This is a genomic window from Bacillota bacterium (genome assembly GCA_024653485.1).
Taxonomy (GTDB): Bacteria; Bacillota; SHA-98; order UBA4971; family UBA4971; genus UBA6256.
On record JANLFY010000009.1, the window covers coordinates 26,794 to 50,921 of the forward strand.

The window sequence follows — 24,128 nt, forward strand, 5'->3', positions numbered from 1 at the left end:
CTCAATGAAACGCAATCAATCGAAGATCTTTGTGAGCCGCCAGGCCTCGCGCTCATCGCAGCAAAGTTCGTACACCCCACCGTTATCGGCAAGCACGGTAAAGGCGCGCCTCTCTCCTTCCCCTCGCCACCAATCGCCTACCTCGCGCCACTCGTCAACAATGGAAAGCACACGAAGCCATTTTCGCCTCCAATAGAACCTCTCCGGACGTAGGTCTTCCCGCGCGACAACCTGAAGCGACCTGTTTATCCTCCTCATGATGCAAACAAGCCTCCCAGGCCATCAGAAGCCTATCTTTCCTTTCGCACTGAAGCAGGCTTCCAGGAAAAAGGCTTCTTGTTCCGAATTTCTCTCTCACCCGAACCGCGACCGCATCGACGGATCGAGCTTGGTCAGTTGTCACATTAGGGGCGAACATATCCGCTTGAAATGCGGCTACCACGGGTACGAGATCGGCTGCTACAAGCGATAGCGCCCTCACAGGACGAGGCAGCCCACCTGTGGCCGGCTCCCATCGCTCCATCTTCCGCTTTGGGCGACACACCCGCTCAAGCGGCACAGGCGATTCGCGCGCCACGGGCGATTCGGCTTCTGATGGTGCTTCATCATAAAGCGCCAGCAGCACCGTTCTCAGAAGGCTCCTGTATATCCCCGTAACACCCCCGCACATCTCTGGTGGCCTCGAAAAGCGTTGCTCGCGCGCCACTTGGCTCTCACCTTCGCGCCCGGCGATATCGAGCACTATACCCCACCGACGGGCAGTCACAGAACTGGCCCTGAGCTTCTGTTCCATGCATACAGCGCCAGCCTCCACTATACGTGCCAAGATAGGCTCGCTGGACACGTCATCATCAAAGACCTTGCGAAAGGTCACCATCCTCTTGGGATGGACAGGTATCACCCGCGCACGATCCGTGCCTAAGCTGCGCTCGTAAACAATGTGCCCCACCTCTCCAAGCGTATCGACGAGAGCCGACCTCCCTATCGCCTGCACCTCACCCACCCGTTTCAGCCCAAGGCGCAGTAATCGCTCGATCACATCCTCATCGAGCGTCCAGAGCACATCCACTGGCAAGGGGGCGAGAAACTCCTTTTCTTTCCCGGTAACGATGTGCACATGCCCGGCCTCCCTCGCTGAGCCGGTTATGAGGTGTCGAAACTCCTCGCCCCTCGGCATTTCCCCTGCCTCGTCGAGCACCCCCGAAGCCACCCGCGCCACCAGCTTGCAGCGCGCTACCCCGAACACGGGACGACTCCCAATTATGCCCTGTATGTCTTGAGAAATCCTCCCGAGCGTTTCCGGAACATCGGCGCACCCTGAAAGGTCGACAAACGCTTCGTGTTGAGCCAAGGGCTCTACAGCCGGGCTATACTGCGCGCATGCCTCCCATAAATCATCGGCAAGCCTATCGTAACGCTCAGGAACGTAGCCAACATCGATCACATCTGGGTGCACGAGTCGCGCCGCAGATAGAGACATCCCTGGTCTAATCCCCGCATTCCTCGCACCCGGAGACGTGGCCATCACTCTCTTACTCTTCGTGACAAGGATCATGGGCGCCCCTTTCAGGCGTGAATCTAGTAAAACCTCGGCTTCCACATAGAAGTCGGGCACCCAAACATGCGCAACAACCACTGACATGGGCTTCACCTTCGTGAGCCTGCTCAAAGTCAAGACATGTAACGGAAAGGCTTAGTCGAACATCAGTTCGTATTTATAGTATATGAGTCTTGCCGCCTTCCTGTCAATACAAATCCTGCCATAAGGTATGGGCACGGAAGGAATTCGTGCGCATATGTCCAAACAACTATGGGGCAGCGCTGCTGCAAGCGCAACTCAACGTACACTCCAGGGCAATTCGAAAGGAGGAAGGTGTGCTTGCCGAACCATCGTCCAGGCGGATAACCTCTGCCGCCGGCATCTCTCACTTGAGGCCCCTTTCCAAACCTCAAGACAAGGAGGACAAGGCGATGAACCTGTTTGACGCGATGGGGAAACACGATTACGAGCAGGTCCTCTTCTGTAGCGACACATCAACGGGCCTGCGGGCGATAATCGTCATTCACGACACCACCCTCGGCCCCGCCCTTGGCGGCACCCGAATGTGGCCGTACAACACCGAGGAGGAGGCGGTCGTCGACGCGCTCCGCCTCGCTCGCGGCATGACCTACAAGAACGCCGCGGCCGGCCTCAATTTCGGCGGCGGGAAAGCGGTCATCATCGGTGACCCCAGAAAGGACAAATCAGAGGAGCTCTTCAGGGCGTTCGGCCGGTTCGTGGACACTCTCGGTGGCAGGTTTATCACAGGCGAGGATGTGGGCATAACCGTGGACGATGTTGAGACCATGAGATGCGAGACCAAATGGGTCGGAGGTTCGTCCAGCGCATCTGGAGGCAGCGGCGACCCGGGTCCTGTGACCGCCTATGGCGTTTGGCGTGGCCTCGCAGCATGCGCGAAGGTGGTCTTCGGCAGCGACTCTCTGAAAGGCCTTACCGTGGCGATCCAGGGAGTCGGGAGCGTCGGCTACCATCTCGGCAAACACCTGCGCGATGATGGCGCCAACCTCATCGTCACGGACATCTTTCAGGACAAGGTAGAACGGGCAGTGCGCGACCTAGGAGCGAGAGCTGTGGAGCCAGACGCCATATTCGACGTCGAGTGCGATATCTTCGCCCCTTGCGCCCTCGGCGCTGTCCTCAACGATTCCACAATCCCCAGGCTTAAGTGTAAGATAGTGGGAGGCTCCGCCAACAATCAGCTGAAAGAGAATCGACACGGCGACGTGTTGCAGGACACGGGAATCCTGTACGCACCAGACTACATCATCAACGCCGGAGGCGTCATCAATGTCGCGGACGGCCTCTTCGGATATAGTCGCGAGAGGGCTCTGCGTAAGGCGGCGGGCATCTACGACACCATACTCAGGGTGGTCGAGATATCCAAACGGGACAACGTTCCGACCTACAAGGCTGCCGACCGGCTCGCGGAGGAGCGCATCGCCACCGTGGGCAAGATCATGCGGCGAATCCGGTCCGGTTGCATCTGACACATCTCGCTGCGGTCCTCGCAGCAACTGCCACGTGCCACGAAAGACAACGAATGAAACGGGGGCTGCCGGCAAGCGGCGTTCAGGCAAGCCAGCAGCCCCTTTCATTCCGATGGCTCCCTCGTCACTTACGATATCCTTCTGTCCGACGAGGAGCTTCGGCCTTCGCCTTCATGGTCTTCTCATACAGGTACACCACACCGGGAACGAAAACCAACTGCAGGACCACGCCCGGGAGGCTAGCTACTATCCCAGCCGTCAGGGGATACAGCACCGGCACGGAGTCCAGGCCAAAGAGAGGCAAGAGGTACGCACCAAGTGCGCCATACACCAGGCGACCGCCTATCATAGCACTCACGAGAGCGACTATCACGTTCTGCTTCAACGCTCTGTATAAGAGCCCGCTGAGGAACCCGTACACGGTCAGCTCCACCATCATGGCCTGCGCGGTAGGTGGAATCAAAGGAGGCATCCCCGTCAAGATGGCGGACAATAGAGGCGTCAGAAACCCGACGATCCCGCCGATGACCGGGCCAACGAAAAAGCCCGCCAAGAGGACCGGCACGTGCATCGGAAGGAAAACCTTGCCCGCCCCAACGGCATGAAAGAACATGGGGATCACTATTCCCAACGCGATAAAGACAGCACCGTGGGCAAGTTCTCGCACTATGCAGCGACTACTACGCATCAAGATCAGCCCCCTGTGCACGGCCCTTCCCGCAACGCCGTCATGTGCGGCTGCGGTGGCAGTGCCGCCCGCTTCGACATGGTCTCCAGGATCTCCGGGATCTCTGGCGGCTACGAGAAGCCCCTACCCGACTCCCGCGCCACGGACGGGTCTCGGAAAGCCCGAGATGACAGCACACGGCACGGCAATACGACCACGATAGAGAGCGGGCGCCCCTGAACTAGGAGCGCCAGTCCCAAGTGAGCGAGGCAACCAGATCTGTAAGCCGAATTCTGTCGAGGGTGGTCATCTGTCTTGGATCCGAGTCGCCCCGGACCTCATGCGACCGTACCCGAGGGGGAGGCGGGCCACCTCATGTCCCTCCTATTTGGTCTTGCTCCGGGTGGGGTTTGCCTAGCCGACCGGTCGCCCGGCCGCTGGTGCGCTCTTGCCGCACCGTTTCACCCTTGCTCACGCGATTTCGGACCTCGTGCGGCCTCGCCCGCGCAAGCGGTCTCATCTCTGTTGCACTTTCCTTGGGGTCGCCCCCACTGGGGATTACCCAGCACCCTGCCCTGCGGAGTTCGGACTTTCCTCAGGCGCGCGATTCCCACGGGAATCACGCGCCCGCGACCACCCGATCTGCTTGCTCTCTGCTCTCACCTTTCTTTCGGGCCCTGCCCAAGAGACGAAGGCCGCGTCGCTATCGCGCCGCGTCTTCAACCGGATCGACCTCCGGATCGACCTCGTCACAGCCGGACCCGGAGCTCAGGCCCACAAGGATTCTAACATCTACGTGCCCATATGTCAAATCAGGCCACCGTTGCGCGCGCCTCCCCGGGTCTCGTTTGCGCACGCGTTCCTGCGGTGACCAAGACACCCGGCTAGTGTCGCGGCCGGACGACTAGTCCGAAGGATCCCGTAGCCCGAGGTCGCCGTCGATGCCCATGTTAGCAAGCTGGTCAGCTTTGGCGTTCATTTCCCGTCTAACGTGTCTCACGGGGCATGAGTCGAAGAGGCGCCTCAGTCTCTGCACCTCGGCGACCAGAGGGCGAAGGCGCTCAGACTTGACGGCGTACTGCCCGGATAGCTGCCTCGCCACGAGCTCGCTGTCAACATAGACCCGCACCCTGCGTGCTCCGAGCTCCTGCGCGGTCTCGAGCGCCTTCGCGATAGCGAGGTACTCGGCTTCGTTGTTCGTGGCGACACCTACCCCAGCGCTTATCTGGGCAACCACGCTCTCGTTCTCGTCAAGTATCACGGCGCCGATTCCGGCCGGCCCCGGGTTTCCCCTTGACGCGCCATCGCTGTATATAATGAGCTCTCTCTCCAATTCAGCCTGTGCACGCTCGTCCATCACGTTCCCCCCGACACTCCGCCGGACCGGCGCGGTCGGATCCCGCGCACCTCCCGGCCTGCTCAGCCTCGATCCGATGCTCGAGACGCGATCACCCGACCCAACAGAGGATCCTTCCACAACTTTCGCATCGGACCACCTGGTCATTGGATCTCGCCCGAGCCACGAGAAAAGTCGGGAGAACCACGTGACACCCTCCGCAAATCCCGTCCTTGACCGGAACTACCGCAATACCGCCCTTGTCTTTCGCAATCTGCTCATACCTTGCCAGAACACCGGGGGAGATCTTCGCGACTAGCGCGTCGCGCTCCGTGCACAACTGCGCTATCTCAGACTCGATCTTGCGCACCTCGGTGTCGCGCACGCCTTTCAGCGCCTCCAATTTCGCGGACGCCTCGGCGATCGCCCTACCCAGCTCGCTCGCACGCGACTCCGCCGCCTCTATCTCTTCCATCTGACCTATGACGTGGTCCTCGAACCGGGCTTTGCTCGCCTCCAGCATCCTCAGTTTCCCTTGCATCCCCTCTATCTCTCTTGGATTCGTCACGATTCCCCCGTATAGTTTCCTCGAAATGGCCTCGATAGCCCCAACTGCCTCTTTCAGGTTCCATTCAGCTTCTTTCTGCTCCTTACGAACGCGCGCAAGCCTCGTGTTCGTATCGGAGAGGCTTGCGCGCAACGACGCAAGTGTGTCCTCGACACCCTTTATCTCCTTCTTGACAGGCAGCTCCGCGAGAGCCCTTTCCAGCCGCTGCCTCTGCATGTCCAGCCGCTGGAGCTCGAAGAGCAACTGTATCTCCATCATTGGCATTATTCCCCTCGCGTCGTCGTACTAAACTAAAGGGAGCGATCGGCCGCGTTGAGCTGCCCTAGCTCCTTATCGCCCCCAGTAGGTCCTTGTAGGTTTCGATATCCATGCCGACCTCGGTGCGCTTTGCCTGCACGTCTGTACCGTTCTTCTTCGCGCAGTCCACACACCGCTTCGTCGTCGGCAGAATCTCAAGTCTCGCCTTTGGGATGACCTTGCCACAGATTTCGCACTTCACGACCATCCTTCTGGGCCCCTTTCTCCTCCGGTCTGCCGTTCCTGCTCGTCTCAAGGCCCTCATGCCGGAGAAACCCGCTGCCAGACACGTCCCCGACGGGCACAGCCTTCCCCCTTCGCTACTATAGTTATTTCTACACCGGGCTTTCAGTTCCTGCACGCCGCTTGCGACGCCAGGCTTCACGCCCCGCCGAGCCCCGGGCGACGCAGTCCACCTTATGTAACGGTTCGGGAACCCTCCTCTCCATCGAAGGGACTGGCCGGGAATGCTGGACTGTCCTCAATGCACCTCTACATACGCAAAGCGGGCGAACCTCGCCCGCTCCACAAATCTGGTGGGCCCACCTGGGATCGAACCAGGGACCGACCGGTTATGAGCCGGTTGCTCTACCGCTGAGCTATAGGCCCAAATACTTGGCTCCCTGGGCAGGACTCGAACCTGCAACCTACCGGTTAACAGCCGGCCGCTCTGCCATTGAGCTACCAGGGAACAAAACCTCGTTCACACGTGCTATTATACACGCGTGGTCCCGCCCGGTCAAGAGGCAGGCGCTGCGAAATCCGCACGCTGCCTCCGTCCGGCTTCCGGGGTTTACTCCAGGTAGTCCTTGAGTTTCTTGCTACGACTGGGATGCCTGAGTTTTCGGAGCGCCTTCGCTTCTATCTGGCGTATCCTCTCGCGCGTGACGCCGAACACCTGCCCGACCTCTTCAAGGGTGCGAGACCGGCCGTCGTCAAGCCCGAAGCGCAGTCGGAGCACCTTCTCCTCCCTTGGGGTGAGCGTGTCCAAAACGTCCTCGAGCTGCTCCTTGAGGAGGTGGAAGGACACCGCATCCGCGGGAGCCAATACCTCCTCGTCTTCGATGAAGTCCCCGAGATGGCTGTCCTCTTCCTCGCCTATGGGCGTCTCGAGGGACACGGGCTCCTGAGCCACCTTCATGATCTCCCTGACCTTCTCCTCGCTCATGTCCATGGCTTTCGCCGTTTCCTCGATCGTAGGTTCTCGGCCGTATTCCTGCACGAGCTGCCTTTGAACCCGGACAAGCTTATTGATGGTCTCGACCATGTGGACGGGAATTCGTATGGTCCTGGCCTGGTCGGCTATTGCTCGGGTTATCGCCTGTCTGATCCACCACGTCGCGTACGTGCTGAACTTGTAGCCTTTCCTATAGTCGAACTTCTCCACGGCCTTCAAAAGGCCAAGGTTTCCTTCCTGTATGAGATCGAGGAAGAGCATGCCACGGCCGACGTACCGTTTGGCGATGCTGACCACGAGCCGGAGGTTCGCCTCGGCAAGCCTGCGTTTAGCCTGTTCGTCGCCATTTTCGATGCGCTTCGCGAGCTCGACTTCCTCCTCGGCCGTCAGGAGCGGGACTCTCCCGATCTCTTTGAGGTACATCCTGACCGGGTCATCCACGCTGATGCCTTCAGGGAGAGAGAGATCCAGCTCCACGTCCTCACGGACCACCGCCTCCCCGTCCGGCCCGTCCGGCCCATCAGGTCCACTCGGAACCACGGCCTCATCGGTGATCTGCCCTGCCTCGCCGTCTCCCGGATCAGGCGCGACGTCTATGCCCATCTGGCTGAGGGCTTCGTACACCTCGTCTATTTGCTCAGGAGACAGTTCCACGTTCTGAAGCGCGTCCATTATCTCCCTGTATGTCAACATGCCCTTCCTCTTGCCGCGCTCGATGAGCTCCTTCAACTCGGGCATGTCAGGCTGCCCAGGCTTCATGATCATCCCTCCTTTCCGTCGCCAGCCATCGACGCCTTGCCGGCCATGGCGGCTGTGTGGTCACCGCGTCCCCTTGCGTTACACGCATCGCGTGGCGACGCGCTGGTGAGCTTCACCCGCTCCCCGAGAACGGCTGGAACTCCCTCGAGAGCCTCGCCCGAAGGCTTCCAAGCTCCGCCAGCAGGTATCTCGATTTCTCCACCGCCTCAGAGCCGTCCAGAGAGCCGTCCAGCGACGCAAGCTCCCTCTCGAGCTCACGGATCCTTTTCCTAAGGCACCTCTCTCTCAGCACCGAGAGGCAGTCTCCAGCGATCTTCGCAGGGTCGCCCTGTTCCTCGCCGGCCTGTCCGAGCAGAATCCCGGAGGCGTACCGACGAGTCTCCTCATCGTCAAGGGACCCAACTATCTTCGCAGGATCGACCGCGAGATCCCGTTCGCCATCGGCTTCGGCACGCGCGGCCTCATCCACCAGGGCCCTTGCGATCTCTCGGTGCCTCGCGTCATGGAAGCCATCTACCCCAATCTCTGAGAGCACGGTGGCCCTCACCGAGCTGTTCTCGGCCATCAGCTTGAGAAGGATCTTCTCGGCTTCCAGGACTTTCATCGTCTCGCCTGATCTGGCAATATCATCCTCTGACTTAGTATGCCTGTTTCCAGCGATTCTATCCCCAGCCTGGGCCGCCACCGGCGCCCCTTGACGCTCGGTCCCTCGGTCTGCCGCCCTCCGCCAGCCGAGTCGACGCCGGTCTCCACGGACGGTTCGCTCGTTCACGAGCGCCTCAACGTCCCTGCCCAACGCCTCAGGGTCTATCTTGAGAAGCAAGGCGGCTCTTCGAGTGTATTCGCTGCGCTCGACAGCGCTCCTCACGGTTGCGATCACCTTTGCCGCTTCGCGCGCTCCCTGCACCCTTCCCTCCACCGTGGCCAGGTCAGAACTGGAGACCGCAAGATGGAGCCTGTAATCAACGAGGGGTCTCGCATCAAGCAGAACACGCGATAGAGCTTCGGTCCCGCCTCGTCGGAGAGTCGCGTCCGGATCCTCTCCCTCAGGAAGGCTCGCCACCTTGACCGTGAGCCCAGCGTCTGCCAAGATCTCCATGCCACGGACGGTCGCCGCGGCTCCCGCAGCATCAGCGTCGTAAGCTATCACCACCGCCGGTGCATAACGTCGAAGCGTCCTTGCCTGTTCCTCTGTGAGCGCTGTACCAAGCGAGGCAACCACGTTCCGGAAGCCGTGCTGGTGGGCGGTGATGGCGTCCATGTAACCCTCAACGACGACCGCCGTAGAGTCCTTGCGAATGAAGTCCTTCGCGAGGTGCAGGCCGTACAGGGTTCTTCCCTTCTTGAAAAGAACCGTCTCGGGGGAATTCAGATACTTGGGGACCGAGTCGTCGAGGACCCGTCCCCCGAACCCTATCACCCTTCCCGAAGGGTCGCATATCGGAAACATCAGCCTCGCCCTGAACCTGTCGTAGCAGCTCCCTGGCTCTTTGCCCGGCACAACCAGACCGGCAGCCAAGAGAGTCTCCTTGGCGATCTTGCGCCTGCTCAGTGCCCTAAGGAGGGCGTCCCAGGACTGTGAGGCGAACCCAAGTCTGAACTTGGCCACCGTCTCGTCCGCAAGACCACGCCGCTTTAGATAGTCACGTGCGTTCCTGGCTTCGGGGCTTCTTGCCAACACACTCTCAAAGTACTCGCACGCGGCCTCGTTAGCTTCGTACAACGCCCTTTGCTCCTCGCGAGCTTCCGCCGCTCCCTGCGCTCTTTCGTCGACTACGATTCCGGCCCTATCCGCGAGGAGCCTCACTGCTTCCGCGAAGCTCAGGTTCTCGATCTTCATGACGAAGCTGAAGACATCGCCACCGGCCCCGCACCCAAAACAATGAAAGAGCTGCTTTTCAGGGGACACCACGAAGGACGGCGTCTTCTCCGCGTGAAACGGACACAGGCCCTTGTAAGTCCTGCCCGCTTGCTTCAGCGCGACGTATCCGGATATCACCTCTACTATGTCGCTCTTCGCGCGGAGCTCGTCGAGAACATCGTCACTGAAGCCGCGCATGGGATCGGTTCTCCTTGCCGCACCGCACGCCAGCGAGATGCGTTCGTTGTAGTTCCTCTTTCGCCATCTCGGGCACTTTTCCTCTCTTGCCAGGCTCTCCACGCGAAAGAAAGCCGCTTCTCTCTGGAGTGTGCACGCTCGCGGCCACGTTCTCTTCGTATGTCCCCGAAGGACACGAAGACTGGCGTACACGATTCGACGGCTCTTGCCGGAATCCTCCCGGCTGACCAACATTTCTCACACCAACCGACATGTCGAGCGATGCTCAAACGGACCATGTGTTCGCATATTTGGTAGTATACCGCACTTGAGGCAGTATATGCCCGAGGGCCGCCTCGCGTGCGACCGATGCATCGCTCGCAAGCGCAGTTCGCGTCAGGCGCCATCGCGAGCGCATGAAGTGACCACGGCACTCTGGTTGACGGACTGCTGATGATTGTGCCCCCAAGCGACCATGGCCGCGCTTGGGGGCACCTTGCTCTCTTGTCCTACGCGGGCTTTTCCGCGATCCCCTGCCTGAGGGGTTACGCAGTGGTGTACTCGTCCACTCTACCTGTCTTGCCTGTCGCCTTACGCGGGTTCTTTATCTCAGCCCTCGCCGCGGCCAATCGCGCGATAGGCACCCTGAAAGGAGAGCAACTCACGTAGTCGAGGCCTGCGTCGTGGCAGAACTCGACGGACGAAGGATCCCCCCCGTGCTCCCCGCATATACCCACTTCGAGCTCGGGCCGGGTTTGCCTTCCGCGTTCCACAGCGATATTTATGAGTTGTCCTACGCCCTTTCGGTCTAGCACTTCGAACGGGTTGTGCTCCAGGATATTGTGTTCCAGGTAGTACGGCAGGAACTTCCCTTCGGCGTCGTCTCGAGAGAAGCCAAATGTCGTCTGCGTGAGGTCGTTCGTGCCGAACGAGAAGAACTGGGCTTCCTTGGCTATCTCGTCGGCTGTGAGAGCCGCCCTAGGCAGCTCGATCATGGTCCCGACCATGTATTCGAGCTTCACACCGTGTTTCTCCATAGTCTCTCTGGCGACGCGTTCCACGACCTCACGAGCGATTTCGATCTCTCTGACGTGCCCGACCACCGGGATCATGACCTCCGGGAAGACCTTGTATCCTTCCTTCACCAGCTCGCAAGCTGCTTCGAATATGGCCCTCGCCTGCATCTCGTTGATCTCCGGGTAGGTTATGCCCAGCCTGCACCCTCTGTGTCCGAGCATGGGGTTGAGTTCACGCAACTTGTCGACACGCGCCAGGAGCGCTTCCTTCTTCCTCAGTCCCTCGCCGTCGGTCCCCTGGAGCTTCATCTTGGTCACTTCCACGAGCAACTCCTCGTGGCTGGGCAGGAACTCATGGAGCGGCGGATCCAGGAGCCTGATGATCACCGGGTAACCGGCCATCGCCTTCAGGATCCCGCGGAAGTCCTCCACCTGGAACGGCAGCAGCTTGTCGAGGGCCGCGCGTCGCGCCTCGGTCGTCTCAGCCAGGATCATCTCCTGAACTACAGGGACCCGCTCCTCGCCGAAGAACATGTGCTCTGTTCGGCACAGGCCGATGCCTTTCGCCCCGAATTTCAGAGCCGTCTCTGCGTCGTGCGGTGTGTCAGCGTTTGCTCGCACCCCAAGGGACTTGATTTCGTCAGCCCAATCCATGAGAGTCGCGAAATCGCCGCCTATTGTGGGGTCCACGAGCGGCGCCTCGCCCAGAATGACTCGGCCGTTCGTTCCATCGAGGGTTATGACGTCGCCTTCCTTGACCACTACGTCCCCCACACGGAAGAGCTTCTCCGCCTCAACCACGGTGATGGCCTCGCAACCCGTGACCGCGGGTGTGCCCATGCCGCGCGCCACGACCGCGGCGTGGCTCGTCTTGCCGCCTCTGCTCGTGAGTATGCCTTGGGCCGCAGCCATGCCATGGATGTCATCCGGCGAGGTCTCCTTTCTGACAAGGATGACTTTCTCGCCGGCGCCGCCCCTTTCAGCGGCGTCGTCGGCCGTGAACACGACCGCACCGACCGCTGCACCGGGGGAAGCGGCGACACCCGTCGCAAGGACGCTCACCTTCGCTTTGGGATCGATCATCTTGTGAAGGAGCGTGTCGAGCTGCGCCGGCTCCACGCGCATTATGGCTTCTTCCTTGGTGATGAGACCCTCCCTCACCATATCCACGGCGATCTTCACTGCCGCGGCGGCTGTCCGCTTTCCCGCGCGGGTCTGCAGCATGAAGAGCTTGCCTTCCTGGATCGTGAACTCCACGTCCTGCATATCGCGGTAGTGACGCTCCAGCTTCTCGAAGATACCGGTGAGTTCCCGGTAGACCTCAGGCATCTCCCGCTCGAGCTCCGCGATGGGCTTGGGAGTTCTGATGCCCGCCACCACGTCCTCGCCCTGCGCGTTCTTCAGGTACTCACCGTAATACTTCTTCTCGCCGGTAGCCGGGTCTCTAGTGAACGCCACACCCGTGCCGGAGTTCTCCCCCATGTTTCCGAACACCATCGCCTGGACGTTCACGGCCGTGCCCCAATCGCCCGGTATGTTGTGTATCTTGCGGTACGTTATCGCCCTGGGGTTGTTCCAGGACCCGAAAACGGCGTCGCGCGCCATCTCAAGCTGCTTCATGGGGTCTTCGGGAAAGTCGATCCCCTTCTTCTCCCGGATCCGCGCTTTGAAGGCCCTCACCACGTCCTTGAGGGCAGCCGCATCGAGCTCGGTGTCAAGGTGCACTCCGAGGCTCTTCTTCTTGCCCTCGAGGATCTCCTCGAAGTCGTCGTGGGAGACGCCTAGCACGACGTTGCCGAACATCTGCACGAACCTGCGGTACGCGTCGTACGCGAATCGCTCGTTCCCCGTGAGCTTGATGAGCCCTTTCACGGTCTCGTCGTTGAGGCCGAGGTTGAGAACGGTATCCATCATACCGGGCATGGATACTCTAGCGCCCGATCTCACCGACACGAGGAGGGGTCGTTCCGCGTCGCCGAACTTGAGATCCATCGCGTCTTCGAGCTTCCGGAGGTTCTCGAGGACCTGATCGGCAAGCTCTGGTGGGTACTGCTTGTTCTTGTCGTAGTAGAAGGAACACACCTCGGTGGTGATGGTGAACCCAGGGGGAACGGGTATCCCCAGGTTGGTCATCTCCGCGATGTTCGCGCCCTTCCCTCCGAGAAGGTTCCTCATCTCCTTGCCACCTTCAGCCTTGCCCTTGCCGAAAAAGTACACGTACTTCTTGGCCATGAATGGTTCTACCTCCTTCGTTTCTGACCTTCGATCGTATACTGCTGGGCCGCGGGCGCCGCGTCGCCTCTCGTCTCCCGCCAGGACTCGCTCAGCAGGCGCGCCCGCGCGTCGCACGATGTGTGTCACTCGAATCCGAGTCTTGCTCCAGGTCTTCAGGTCGTCTCAGTCTGGACTACCTTGGAGAAGTCCGCGATGCCTCGCGAAAGCCCGGCCACGCGTGAGAGGAGCGCGAGCCTGTTGTGCCTTCGAGCCTCATCCTCGGTCATTACCAGCACATCGCGGAAGAACGCGTCGATAGGGTCAGCCAACTCAGCCATGGCCTTGAGCGCGCTGGCGTAATCCTTCCTCTTCACCGCGGCCGCGACAACCTCCCTGGCTTCGCAGAACGCAACGAAGAGTCTCCGTTCCGCGGGTTCACCCAACAGCGACTCGTCCACCTCCCCACGGTCCTCCGAACCCGCTATGCGGGAGGCGCGGGTGTAACCTGTGACTGCCCGCCCAAACTCCTCCGTGCCGCTGGCAGAAGCGAGAGCCTCAGCGCGGCGCAGGGTGTCGGGTACATCGTCGAAACCCGCTCCGAGCACCGCATCGACGAGGTCGTAACGAATGCCTCGGTCTATGAGCGTCGCCCGCATGCGCTGCCGTGTGGAATCCAAGATGGCCTCGCTCACCTCCTCCGGCGGGAGTCTGAGCACCCCAGCCTGCTCAAGTAAGAAAACGGACCGGGACGCAAGCCAATAGACGGGAACGTCCACGTCGCGTTCCAGCAGGATGCTCACTATGCCGGAGACTTGCCTCCTTAGGGCGTAGGGATCCTCAGAGCCCGAAGGCTGTATCCCGATCCCGTAGAACCCGGCGACCGTGTCCATCTTGTCCGCGAGCGATAGTACGATCCCTGCGCGACTCTCTGGCAGGCGGTCCCCAGCGAATCTCGGCATGTAGTGCTCGGATATGGCTCTCGCTACGTCACTGTCCTCACCCGAGGCCATAGCGTACTCTGCGCCCATGACCCCTTGCAGCTCAGGAAACTCCTTCACCATATGTGTCACGAGGTCGGCCTTGCAAAGCTGAGCTGCCCTCGTCACCACCTTGCTTACGCCCTCGGAAAGGCCAAGCCTCACGCATATGTCCGCCGCCAGCCGCTCGACACGGCGGGCCTTGTCTAGCATGGTGCCGAGCTGCTCGTGAAAGACTACACCTGACAATCCGTCGATATACGTCTCCAGGTGAGCCTTCGTGTCCTCTTCGTAAAAGAACCTTGCGTCCTGCAGTCTCGCCGCAAGCACCCGCTCATTGCCCCTGCGCACTGCATCGATGCGCGACGCGAGACCGTCACGGACGGCCACGAACGCGGGCAGGAGGCGGCCCCTCTCGTCCTCCACAGGGAAGTACCGCTGATGATCCCGCATCGGTGTGACGATAACCTCCCTGGGCAGACGGAGCAGGTCCGGATCAAAGCGCCCCACTAGCGGGACGGGATGCTCTGACAGGAAAGTGAGCTCCTCGAGCAAGTCTTCGTCCTCAACGATTCTGCCGCCCAAGGACTTGGCCGCTTCGCTGGCCCCGCGAGCTATGACCTCCCGTCGCTCCCGATGATCCGCGAGGCAATGGGCCGCCCTCAGAGTCGCAATGTAGTCCTCCGCCTTGGCAACCTCGAGCATCCCTCTTGTGAGGAACCTGTGTCCGGCGGTGAGCCGCCCGGACCCTATGCCTCCCACCTCCAGAGGGACCACCTGTTCCCCGAGAAGCGCCAGCACCCAACGGATCGGGCGCGCGAATCGGAAGTCCAAGTCTCCCCATCTCATGGACTTCGGAAAGCTCATGCCCGCGATGAGCCGCGTGAACGCCGAGGCAAGAGCGTCCTGCGCCGGCCTTCCGTCTTCCCGGGATACGGCGTATACGAACCGGCCTTTCGGCTCATCCTTGATCACCAGGTCCTCCACGCGCACGCCACGAGACCTGGCGAAACCTTCTGCCGCACGAGTGGGGTTCCCCGAAGCGTCGAACGCCGCGCTGTACGCGGGCCCCCTGGTCTCACGTACGAGCGGCGGCCCGAGCGGCGCGACTCCCTCCACGTACAGCACGAGCCTTCGGGGCGTGCCAAGCGCTCTCACGTCTTCGTAGTCCACACGCTCCTCCGTGAGAATCCTCGCGCCTTCACGCTCTATGTACCGCAGCGCTTCTGGGAGAAACCTTGCGGGAATCTCTTCGGCACCTATCTCGAGGACAGCGTCTCTGCGCCCGTGCAGAACAGGCGCGTCATTCATCGGCGGCACCTCCTTGCTGCTCACCGGCATCCCGTCCGGCCGTTCCCGCCATCAGCGCTGACGCTGGTCGTCCCCCGAACGCCGTCATCAAGGGGAAGCCGAGAGCCTCACGTTTGCGCACGTACGCCTCAGCGCACGCCCGGGCGAGCGCCCGCACTCGCGCGATGAAAGCCGTCCGCTCGCTCACTCCGAGCGCCCCCCTCGAGTCGAGCAGGTTGAACACATGAGAGCACTTGAGGACGTAGTCGTACGCAGGAAGCACAACGCCGGCGTCGAGCCCCCTCCTCGCCTCAGCCTCGTATGTGTTGAAGAGGAGGTTGAGGGCCCGTACATCCGCGAGCTCAAACCCGTACTTCGAGTGTTCCACCTCGAACTGACGTTGGATCTCACCATAGGTGATAGTGTCCGTCCACGAGAGGTCGAATACATTGTCAACGTCCTGCAGGTACATGCAGAGCCTCTCGAGGCCGTATGTGATCTCCGCGGAAACGGGCCGCGTGTCGATCCCTCCGACCTGCTGAAAGTAAGTGAACTGAGTTATCTCCATGCCATCGAGCCAGACTTCCCAACCCGTGCCCCATGCGCCCAGCGTCGGAGCCTCCCAGTTGTCTTCGACGAATCGTATGTCATGCTCTATGGGATCGATTCCCAGAGCATCGGTGAGGCTTCCGAGGTACACCTCCACCACGTCTTCAGGGGACGGCTTCAGGATGACTTGGAACTGATGATGAAGAAAGACTCGGTTCGGATTCTCGCCGTAGCGGGCATCCGCGGGTCGCCTGGATGGTTGAACGTACGCGACCTTCCATGGCTCCGGACCGAGGGCGCGCAGGAATGTGGCCGGCGCCATGGTGCCCGCCCCAACCTCCACATCGTAGGGTTGCTGCAAGACACACCCCTGCGCGGACCAGTACGACTCCAGCCTCCCTATCATTTCCTGAAATGTCACGCGCTCTCCCCCTACCTCCGTGCGCCCGCACCCGTCTGCGTCGCTGTTCGCGTGGTTTGATGCCCGCGGATATCCGTCGATACGATCATGCGGTCCCGTCCATGCAGTCCCTGGCGACGGGAACAACCGTCTCCCTGTGCCCTGACTCGCCTAGTGCCACCGAAGCGCGTCGCCCATGACCCATTCAACGAGGTGACGCGTGATCGTTACCTCAACGAGCGAACCCGCCATGAGGAGAGGAACCACCACCACTGTCAGCACGAGCAGGGTGTCGAGGACGATCACCTTGATGTTCCTGACTTCACGCAGCCCTCGTTGGTACCCGAGGATGTTGAAGCCGAGCCTCATCCCCAGCGTACCGCCGATGACGTAACCCGGTATCTCGAACATACCGTGCGGCAGGATGCCCGTGAGGATGAAGGGCACCAACCCAAACCCCTGACGCGCCACGTCTCCGGAAACCATCCCCACGAGGAGCCCATTGATGAAGACCATGATCATCGGGAGGACTCCGAACAGCGCCCCGCCAGCGACCAGAAGTCCCGCTGCCTTGAGATTGTTCCAAAAGACCATGCCCGCCATGCCCGTGACTCGCATCGTGGACATCGCCCGGGCCATGGGGCCGAATTTCTGGTCGAGGAGGATGAACAACCACGAGGAGTCAACCGGGTGTCGGCGGAACGCCACGTACCCAAACACCACCCCGGTCAGGAAGAGTACGCTCGTGAAGAACATGTACCGCTTGCTCGCGCGAAGAACCTTCGGAACCCGCGCCAAGAGGGCCGGTGCCCTCATCGCGTTCCCCCCCATGAAGAAACCTCTCGCCCTTGACGCAACATCCAGGGACGAGAGGTCGCTCCCGCGGTTCCACCCTGATTGACCCATCGCGTCCGTGCCCGGACGGGCGCGTCTCCTCGCGATGAGCCCACTCGTCGAAAATGCCACTCCGGCTCGGAAGACGCCCTTCCCCGCTGTGGCGGTACCGGCTTGCACCTCACCCGGCTCTCTCTCCCCGCCCTGTCCGCGGGTACTCCTTCTTCATCATCGCCAGACCGTGATCATTTTTCTCCCAATATACCAGACGTACCCGGTCATGTCAATCCTAACCTGGACGACCGGGCAACTCACAGGCCACCGCAGGCACGGCGTTGTGTCACTCCACGTGCTCCTGCTGGTCATCGCCGAACTGGCCAGCGGTTTCGATGGAGATGGAACACCCTGTGGCGAGGGCTGTCACAGCGCCCACCAGCGCGAGCTGAGGCGCTATCGCCGTCCCGATTATGCCCGCGGTGACCGGCAGTTCAACCATGGTTTTCCCGTAGCGTTCGACCCTGATCTTGGTTTCGTTACCGCGGCGTATGACGCCCTTTATCTTGTCCAGGACCTCCTGCCCCATGTCCGCGATCTTAGCCTGCTCCAGCCGCCTGTCCTCTTCTATGAAGACGAGGGCCTTCACCACATCGCCTTCGGCCCTGTTGAGATACTCGACGGCATCGCGGTAAGAAAGACCTGCCCGCTCGCGGATGATGTCCACCTTCTCGAGGTCTATTTGCATGAGCTGCCCTCCCTGTCTCGGTCGCATTCAAGCGCGGCACCTAGGCCGCAGTCCCTTGCTGCACACGCTTCGTCCGGTCCACGTCACTCTGATCCTCCGACCGGTCCGGGAGCTCTCTAGAAAGACCCGGAAGCTCCCATCCTCTCACTTGGCTGTGACGGCCCCGCCACCGCTGGGTGCAGCTTTCACCGCGTCCAAGAATTCAAGCGACTTCAGCTCCCGATCAAGCCTGAAGTCCAGATGCGTCCTCATGGTCCTCTCTATCTCCGCCCTCATGCCCGGACCCGCCCCGATCCGCGAGACCCTCTCGAAGTCGAGCTGAAGAAGCTTCTTCAACACTTCCACAGACCCCCGCGAGATCCTTACGACGCCGGAGGCGGAGCGGTCGAGGCACCTTGGGCAGACGATCCCGCCTACCCCGGGATCGAATCCCATATCGCAGCCGGGATCCGGCTCCCCGCACACGGCGCACGCTTCGAGAACCGGCTTGTATCCCAGGAGGCACGAGAGCTTCAACTCGAAGGCCCTGGTGAGCATCTCAGGATCCCGCGTGTCGGAGAGCGCGCCGAGGTACGAAACCAAGAGGCGGAAGATCTCCTCGCATCCCCCGCCGTCGGAGCTCCCCTCGCCCTCTTCGACCATGGCGTCGAGGAGTTCCGCAGCGTAGCTTGCGAAGGCTAGCTTCCCAAGATCTTCGTGAAGGCGCGGAAAGGACGCCTTCACCTCGACCTGGCTTATGTTGTCAAGGGACTTGCCCGAAAACACCAGGAAGTCGGCATGGGCGAACATCTGCGTGCTACTGACGAACCTGCTGCGTGGCCTTCTTGCGCCCCGGGCGACCGCCCGGACTTTCCCCTTGGTCGGTGAATAGAACGTGACTATCCTGTCAGCCTCGCCCAAGTTCCTGGTCTTGAGGACGACCCCCTCGGTTCTGTACAGCGCCATGGCACAACCTCCGGGGAATCTCATCCCCATCGCGCATAGGGTTCCCTGGCTTCTCACAGTATATGCGACACCGAGTGCCAGCCACAGTCACCTGCGAGAGAAGAGCGCGAGGAGAAGCGTCAGTATTACGCTCAGTGCGACGCTAGTGGCAAGCGGGAAGTAAAAGGTGAAGTTGCCCCGCCTGATCAAGATGTCGCCGGGCAGCCTGCCTATGCCCGGAAGCTTCTCCCCGAAGGCCAGCAACGCTCCGAAGACGAGCATGACCCCGCCGAGAACCATGAGCATCTTTCCAAGCGAACCTAGGCCATCCAAGCCAGATCACCCCGCCATCCACCTACGAACGCTGCGCACGGTGATGTGCGGGTGGGACCCATTCCGCAACCAAAACGGGTTCACCACCTCACGCATCCCGCCCTATTATACCACACTGTGCACAGTCGTCGGAGTCCGGCGCTGCCCGGCGTAGTCCGCTGACACTCCTCTTGCCGCGCGGAGGAGTCTGGGGGATTGACGGCCAGCGACTCTGGGAAGACTTAGGGGCGGCATCAAGTCCTCGCATGGAAGGTGGAGCAAATGGATCCTGCTGCTCCCGGGCTAGTCGTTCTCGCCACCGTCTCTCTCGTTCCGGGTATCGTTTGGGTGTGGTTCTTCTATCGGAAGGACCGGGCGGAGCCCGAGCCAAAAACCCTCGTGATAAGGTCGTTCGCGTTTGGCGTCGTCTCAGTCTTCCCAGCTGCGCTTCTCGAGGCCCCGTTTCGTAGGGTCATTGCGACCGGCCGCAAAGACCTCTTGGCCCTTCTCGTGGTGTCCATCTTTGTCGTCGGGGTCGTCGAGGAGGTCTCGAAGTTCGTCGCGGTGAAGCTGGCGGCGTACGATAACCCTGAGTTTGACGAAGTGATGGACGGTGTAGTGTACGCGGTCGCCGCGGGGCTCGGGTTCGCGGCCACCGAGAACCTGTTCTACGCAAGCGCCTACGGCCTCGCGGTGGGAGTGGTCAGAGCCTTCATCACCGACCTGGCACACGCTTCATTCTCAGGGATCGTTGGGTACTACCTAGGGCGCGCGAAGGCGGACGCTCCGCATGCCACCGCTCTTGTGGCGAGAGGTCTCGGCATCGCCATCGCGCTCCATGGGGCGTACGATTTCCTCATAATCGGGGGCATCGTGCCGCCTGGATTCGGGATCTTCATGGTATTGGGAACTTACGCGTACCTTAGCCGCAAGATCGCGCAGGCCGAGCGGCTATCGCCTTTCGCGACCCGTCCTCCGGTCGCAGGGGAAAGACCATTGGGCTCCACTCCCTTACGTTCGAAGAAGCACGCATGGACCCACGCGCCAGCTGCAATGGAGACTGCGGCCGACGCGTTGACGCGCGTCCCCCATTCTCGCGACGGTGTCCAGCCTGACAGCCCTCAAGTGGAAGCGCACGCCGAGGGCGCGGGGAGAGCCTTCGAAGAAGAGTGAGGTCCGCCTCGACTTCACTGATGCTGCAGGACACCCGGTGACAACGCATCGCCCCTGTGCTAAGATTGTCGTGACGGGAGGGGTGAGAGATGTCTGGGCACTCCAAGTGGGCCAACATAAAGCACAGAAAAGCGAAGGCAGATGCTGAGCGGGGAAGGATGTTCACCAAGGTCGCGAGAGAGATCCTCGTCGCGGCTCGCGAGGGAGGTCCTGACCCCGAGGCCAACTTCAGGTTGAGGATGGCTATTGATAGGGCGCGTGCGGTGAATATGCCCAATGACAGCATCATGCGGGCGATAAAGAGAGGCGCGGGCGAATCCGGAGCGGAGACGTACGAAGAGATCATCTACGAAGGGTACGGCCCCGGGGGCGTCGCGATCATGGTCGAGGTAATGACGGACAACAGAAACCGGGCGGCTTCTGATGTGAGGCATACCTTCACGCGACACGGAGGAAACCTAGGGGAGAGCGGGTGCGTCGCATGGATGTTCCACAAGAAGGGCCTTCTCGTAGTAGACCTCGCCGATGTCAAATTGAGTGAGGACGATCTCATGAACCTCGCCGTGGAAGCGGGAGCCGACGACTTCAAGGTTGACGGCGCTACCGTAGAGATCACTACTGATCCCTCGGAGTTCGAGAACGTCCAGAAGTTCCTCAGGGATCACGGCGTCGCGTTCACCGTCGCAGAGCTGACGTGGGTGCCGAAAACCACGGTGAGGGTCACAGGCAAAGACGCGAAGCAGCTCCTCAGTCTGACCGAAGCCTTGGAAGAGCTGGACGACGTGCAGCAGGTCCACGCGAACTTCGACATACCCGACGAGGAGATGGAAGCGGCCGCGGAGGTGTGACTCCCAGCCGCTTCGGTTCGTTCCGACACTTTCCAAGTCAGACAGGAGAACGTGGCATACTTGCCATGTTCTTTTGTTTCTAGGAATATCCCGCGCATTCTCGGGCATGATACCCAGGGAGTCCCGCACACATTCTTGGAGGGGTAAAGTCGTGAACCGCGCGGGCAGGCTCGCGGCCTTGTGCGTCGCCATCGTTCTTGCGTCGGCGGCGGCAACTTACGCCTATCTCAGCCTGAAGGCCGCACACAACCTCGAACGCGCACGGAAGGAGCTAGACCAAGCCGATCCCAACGCGGCCTCGTTGCCCCCGGAAGGTCTCGAGGCCAGTCTGAGGGATCTCTCCTCCGACTCGAAGGTATCATCGTCCACGGAGGTAGTGTATCGGATCATGTACGAGTGCGGCCACGACGAAGTGAACAGGATGGCCGCGCCGCCGGAGATGTTCGGTCTCACGCGGGAGGAGCTCTCACTTGAGGTTCCGGAATGGACCGTCACTGAATTCACCAAAGAACGGGTTGTGTTGTCGCAAAGACGCGCCGGAATGTCTCCGGAGTGCGTTTCCAGCATGCACATCGGCGAGAAGGACGGCTGGGTCACCGTGTTTTACGGGGCTCCCAAGAGGCGGTGCAGACCGAAGAGCGTGACTAGGATAAGAGCGAGCGACCTCCCTCAGAGTGAGAGGGCGGATCTTCAAGACGGGATACCGGTGTCAGGAGAAGAGGATCTCCTGCGTATCCTAGAAACGCTCGCAAGCTGGGCTGACGGGTAAGGGGCGAGACCGGGCTGCCTCCGCTATGCCGTAGCCTCACGTGGGCCGATGTCTCCCCCAGACTTTCACGGGCACGTCTCGCGCAAATGCCGAGGAATTCCTGATCTACCTATTGACAAAGCGCCGCGACGTTCTGTAATATGGTGTCGGATTGTTAGCACTCCCCCTCGGTGAGTGCTAAATTTCAGCCCAGAGGAGGTATGACGAGTGGTAAAGCCGTTGGAGGACAGAGTTGTGGTCAAGCCCAACACCGAGGAAGAGCGCACAAAGGGTGGTATCGTGCTGCCCGATACAGCGAAGGAGCGCCCACAGGAAGGTGAGGTGATCGCCGTAGGTCCCGGGAAGCTCCTGGAGAACGGCCAGAGAGCGCCGATGGATGTGAAGCCCGGGGACAAGGTCATCTTCGCCAAATACGGTGGCACGGAAGTCAAGATCGAGGGCGAGGAGTACATCATCCTTCGTCAGAGCGACATCCTGGCTGTGAAGTAGCACACCGAATTCCGAGCGCATTTCCGGGCGCAGTCAAGAGGAGGTATACATACGATGGCTGCCAAGCAACTTACTTTCAACGAGGAGGCCAGGCGCGCGCTTCAGAGGGGCGTTGACAAGGTGGCCTCCGCGGTCAAGGTGACCCTCGGCCCGAGGGGACGGAATGTAGTGCTCGAGCGGAAGTTCGGGTCGCCCACCATCACCAAGGACGGCGTGACCGTCGCAAAAGAGATCGAACTCGAGGATCCATACGAGAACATGGGCGCACAGCTCTGCCGGGAGGTCGCGTCGAAGACCAATGACGTGGCCGGCGACGGAACGACCACCGCGACAGTGCTGGCTCAGGCGATAGTGTCTGAGGGTCTCAAGAACGTCGCCGCCGGCGCGAACCCGATGTTCGTCAAGAAGGGGATCGACAAGGCAGTCCAGGTCGCCGTGGACGAGCTGAAGAAGCTCAGCATCCCGGTGGAAGGCAAGGAGGACATCGCCCACGTTGCGGCGATAGCGGGCAACGATCCCGCCATCGGTGACAAGATAGCCGAAGCCATGGATCTCGTGGGCAAAGACGGCGTCATCACGGTGGAGGAGTCCAAGGGCATCGAGATCACCGTCGAGAAAGTCGAAGGCATGGAGTTCGACAAGGGCTACATCTCGCCCTACTTCGTGACCAACGCCGAGGCAATGGAGGCCGTGCTCGAGGATCCCTACATCCTTCTCCACGAAAAGAAGATAACGGCCGTCGCGGACCTCCTGCCCATTCTCGAGAAGGTCGCGCGTGCCGGCAAGCCGCTCGTGATCATAGCTGAGGATGTCGAGGGCGAGGCCCTGGCCACGCTGGTCGTGAACAAGATCCGCGGCATCCTCAACGTGGCCGCGGTGAAGGCGCCTGGATTCGGCGATAGGCGCAAGGCCATGATGGAGGACATCGCCATCCTGACCGGCGGCACGTTCCTCTCTGAAGACCTCGGTGTCAAGTTGGAGAACATCGATCTCCACATGCTAGGCCAGGCCAAGACGGTGAAGATCAACCGGGAGAAGACCACCATCGTTGAGGGCCGGGGCGACAAGGAGAAGATCAAGGGCCGCATTTCCCAGATCAAGAAGCAGATCGAGGAGACCGACTCCGACTACGACCGCGAGAAGCTCCAAGAGAGGCTGGCGAAGCTGGCGGGCGGCGTGGCCATAATCAAGGTCGGTGCGTCGACCGAGACGGAACTCAAGGAGAAGAAGCACCGTATCGAGGACGCCCTCGCCGCGACGCGCGCGGCTGTCGAAGAGGGCATAGTCGCAGGCGGCGGCACGACCCTAGTGAACATCCTCCCCGCCCTCGACAAGATCGAGGTCAACGGCGACGAGAGAGTCGGCGTGCAGATAGTGAAGAGAGCGCTCGAAGAGCCGCTCCGGCAGATCGCGAACAACGCGGGCCTCGAAGGTTCTGTCGTCCTGGAGAGGGTCAAGAGCCAGGAGAAGCCCGGCATCGGCTTCGACGCCGTGACCGAGCAGTACGTGGACCTCGTGAAGGCGGGCATAGTAGACCCGGTCAAAGTGACTCGCAGCGCCCTCCAAAACGCGGCGAGCATCGCGTCCATGCTCCTGACGACCGAAGCCCTCGTGGCGGACATTCCCAAGGAAGAGAAGAACCCGCCCTACCCGCCCGGAGGCGGCATGGACTACTAAGCCGCGAGCCAAGCGGCGTAGGAA

Annotated in this window: 21 protein-coding genes, 2 tRNA genes and 1 other RNA gene; 6 read left to right on the forward strand and 18 right to left on the reverse strand. The window is 61.0% G+C overall.

The window, feature by feature from the left end; genetic code table 11:
- Positions 1-15: 15 nt before the first annotated feature.
- Both NUW12_08465 and NUW12_08470 read right to left on the reverse strand, forming a co-directional pair.
- A complete protein-coding gene (locus tag NUW12_08465; GenBank protein MCR4402805.1) occupies positions 16-258 on the reverse strand; it encodes a DUF6504 family protein in 243 nt (80 codons plus the stop codon).
- Positions 155-1,642, reverse strand: coding sequence for a hypothetical protein (locus NUW12_08470; GenBank protein MCR4402806.1), 1,488 nt, complete (start codon positions 1,640-1,642; stop codon positions 155-157). The genes NUW12_08465 and NUW12_08470 overlap by 104 nt, the downstream gene beginning before the upstream one ends.
- Positions 1,643-1,971: 329 nt before the next feature.
- Here NUW12_08470 and NUW12_08475 point away from each other — a divergent pair, with 329 nt between their 5' ends.
- Positions 1,972-3,048 carry a leucine dehydrogenase gene (locus tag NUW12_08475; protein ID MCR4402807.1) on the forward strand — a complete coding sequence of 359 codons (1,077 nt, stop codon included), beginning with the start codon at positions 1,972-1,974 and terminating at the stop codon, positions 3,046-3,048.
- Positions 3,049-3,172: 124 nt separating this feature from the next.
- Here the strand turns inward: NUW12_08475 and NUW12_08480 are convergent, their stop codons facing one another.
- The 16 genes from NUW12_08480 to NUW12_08555 all read right to left on the reverse strand — a co-directional run bounded on the left by NUW12_08480 (position 3,173) and on the right by NUW12_08555 (position 19,169).
- Positions 3,173-3,736, reverse strand: a complete 564-nt coding sequence (locus NUW12_08480) for an ECF transporter S component (protein MCR4402808.1) — start codon at positions 3,734-3,736, stop codon at positions 3,173-3,175.
- Between the two features lie 245 nt (positions 3,737-3,981).
- An RNA gene (gene rnpB / locus NUW12_08485) (RNase P RNA component class A) lies at positions 3,982-4,364 on the reverse strand.
- A gap of 255 nt (positions 4,365-4,619) precedes the next feature.
- A complete protein-coding gene (locus NUW12_08490) occupies positions 4,620-5,072 on the reverse strand; it encodes a ribonuclease HI family protein (protein MCR4402809.1) in 453 nt (150 codons plus the stop codon).
- Between the two features lie 91 nt (positions 5,073-5,163).
- Positions 5,164-5,877: a C4-type zinc ribbon domain-containing protein gene (locus NUW12_08495; protein ID MCR4402810.1), complete on the reverse strand. Its 714-nt coding sequence runs from the start codon at positions 5,875-5,877 to the stop codon at positions 5,164-5,166.
- A gap of 64 nt (positions 5,878-5,941) precedes the next feature.
- On the reverse strand, positions 5,942-6,124 hold the full coding sequence (locus tag NUW12_08500; protein MCR4402811.1) for a TraR/DksA C4-type zinc finger protein: 183 nt from the start codon (positions 6,122-6,124) through the stop codon (positions 5,942-5,944).
- Positions 6,125-6,450: 326 nt separating this feature from the next.
- Positions 6,451-6,525 (reverse strand) — tRNA-Ile (locus NUW12_08505).
- 7 nt (positions 6,526-6,532) lie between these two features.
- A tRNA-Asn gene (locus tag NUW12_08510) sits at positions 6,533-6,607 on the reverse strand.
- A gap of 102 nt (positions 6,608-6,709) precedes the next feature.
- Positions 6,710-7,852 (reverse strand): RNA polymerase sigma factor RpoD, encoded by a 1,143-nt coding sequence (gene rpoD / locus NUW12_08515; protein ID MCR4402812.1) that lies wholly within the window; start codon positions 7,850-7,852, stop codon positions 6,710-6,712.
- A 112-nt stretch (positions 7,853-7,964) separates the two neighbouring features.
- Positions 7,965-9,911 carry a DNA primase gene (gene dnaG, locus NUW12_08520; GenBank protein MCR4402813.1) on the reverse strand — a complete coding sequence of 649 codons (1,947 nt, stop codon included), beginning with the start codon at positions 9,909-9,911 and terminating at the stop codon, positions 7,965-7,967.
- A 524-nt stretch (positions 9,912-10,435) separates the two neighbouring features.
- The gene (gene ppdK / locus NUW12_08525) at positions 10,436-13,138 is read right to left on the reverse strand and encodes a pyruvate, phosphate dikinase (GenBank protein ID MCR4402814.1); all 2,703 of its coding nucleotides are present in this window, start codon (positions 13,136-13,138) and stop codon (positions 10,436-10,438) included.
- 155 nt (positions 13,139-13,293) lie between these two features.
- Entirely contained in the window at positions 13,294-15,408 is a 2,115-nt protein-coding gene (glyS, locus tag NUW12_08530; protein MCR4402815.1) for a glycine--tRNA ligase subunit beta, read from the reverse strand.
- Positions 15,401-16,357, reverse strand: coding sequence for a glycine--tRNA ligase subunit alpha (gene glyQ, locus NUW12_08535; protein MCR4402816.1), 957 nt, complete (start codon positions 16,355-16,357; stop codon positions 15,401-15,403). The genes glyS and glyQ overlap by 8 nt, the downstream gene beginning before the upstream one ends.
- Before the next feature lie 150 nt (positions 16,358-16,507).
- A complete protein-coding gene (locus NUW12_08540; GenBank protein MCR4402817.1) occupies positions 16,508-17,152 on the reverse strand; it encodes a stage II sporulation protein M in 645 nt (214 codons plus the stop codon).
- A gap of 358 nt (positions 17,153-17,510) precedes the next feature.
- On the reverse strand, positions 17,511-17,912 hold the full coding sequence (locus NUW12_08545) for a DUF4342 domain-containing protein (GenBank protein MCR4402818.1): 402 nt from the start codon (positions 17,910-17,912) through the stop codon (positions 17,511-17,513).
- Between the two features lie 144 nt (positions 17,913-18,056).
- Complete coding sequence (gene recO, locus NUW12_08550; GenBank protein MCR4402819.1) at positions 18,057-18,857, reverse strand: DNA repair protein RecO; 801 nt, start codon at positions 18,855-18,857, stop codon at positions 18,057-18,059.
- A gap of 87 nt (positions 18,858-18,944) precedes the next feature.
- Positions 18,945-19,169: a DUF2905 domain-containing protein gene (locus NUW12_08555; protein MCR4402820.1), complete on the reverse strand. Its 225-nt coding sequence runs from the start codon at positions 19,167-19,169 to the stop codon at positions 18,945-18,947.
- Positions 19,170-19,430: 261 nt separating this feature from the next.
- On the opposite strand from NUW12_08555, the gene NUW12_08560 reads away from it, so the two are divergent.
- The 5 genes from NUW12_08560 to groL all read left to right on the forward strand — a co-directional run bounded on the left by NUW12_08560 (position 19,431) and on the right by groL (position 24,104).
- Entirely contained in the window at positions 19,431-20,321 is an 891-nt protein-coding gene (locus tag NUW12_08560; protein MCR4402821.1) for a PrsW family glutamic-type intramembrane protease, read from the forward strand.
- Positions 20,322-20,410: 89 nt separating this feature from the next.
- A complete protein-coding gene (locus NUW12_08565; GenBank protein MCR4402822.1) occupies positions 20,411-21,169 on the forward strand; it encodes a YebC/PmpR family DNA-binding transcriptional regulator in 759 nt (252 codons plus the stop codon).
- 151 nt (positions 21,170-21,320) lie between these two features.
- Positions 21,321-21,938 (forward strand): BofC C-terminal domain-containing protein, encoded by a 618-nt coding sequence (locus NUW12_08570; GenBank protein MCR4402823.1) that lies wholly within the window; start codon positions 21,321-21,323, stop codon positions 21,936-21,938.
- A gap of 207 nt (positions 21,939-22,145) precedes the next feature.
- A complete protein-coding gene (gene groES / locus NUW12_08575) occupies positions 22,146-22,427 on the forward strand; it encodes a co-chaperone GroES (GenBank protein ID MCR4402824.1) in 282 nt (93 codons plus the stop codon).
- Between the two features lie 54 nt (positions 22,428-22,481).
- The gene (gene groL, locus NUW12_08580; GenBank protein ID MCR4402825.1) at positions 22,482-24,104 is read left to right on the forward strand and encodes a chaperonin GroEL; all 1,623 of its coding nucleotides are present in this window, start codon (positions 22,482-22,484) and stop codon (positions 24,102-24,104) included.
- Positions 24,105-24,128: the final 24 nt, after the last annotated feature.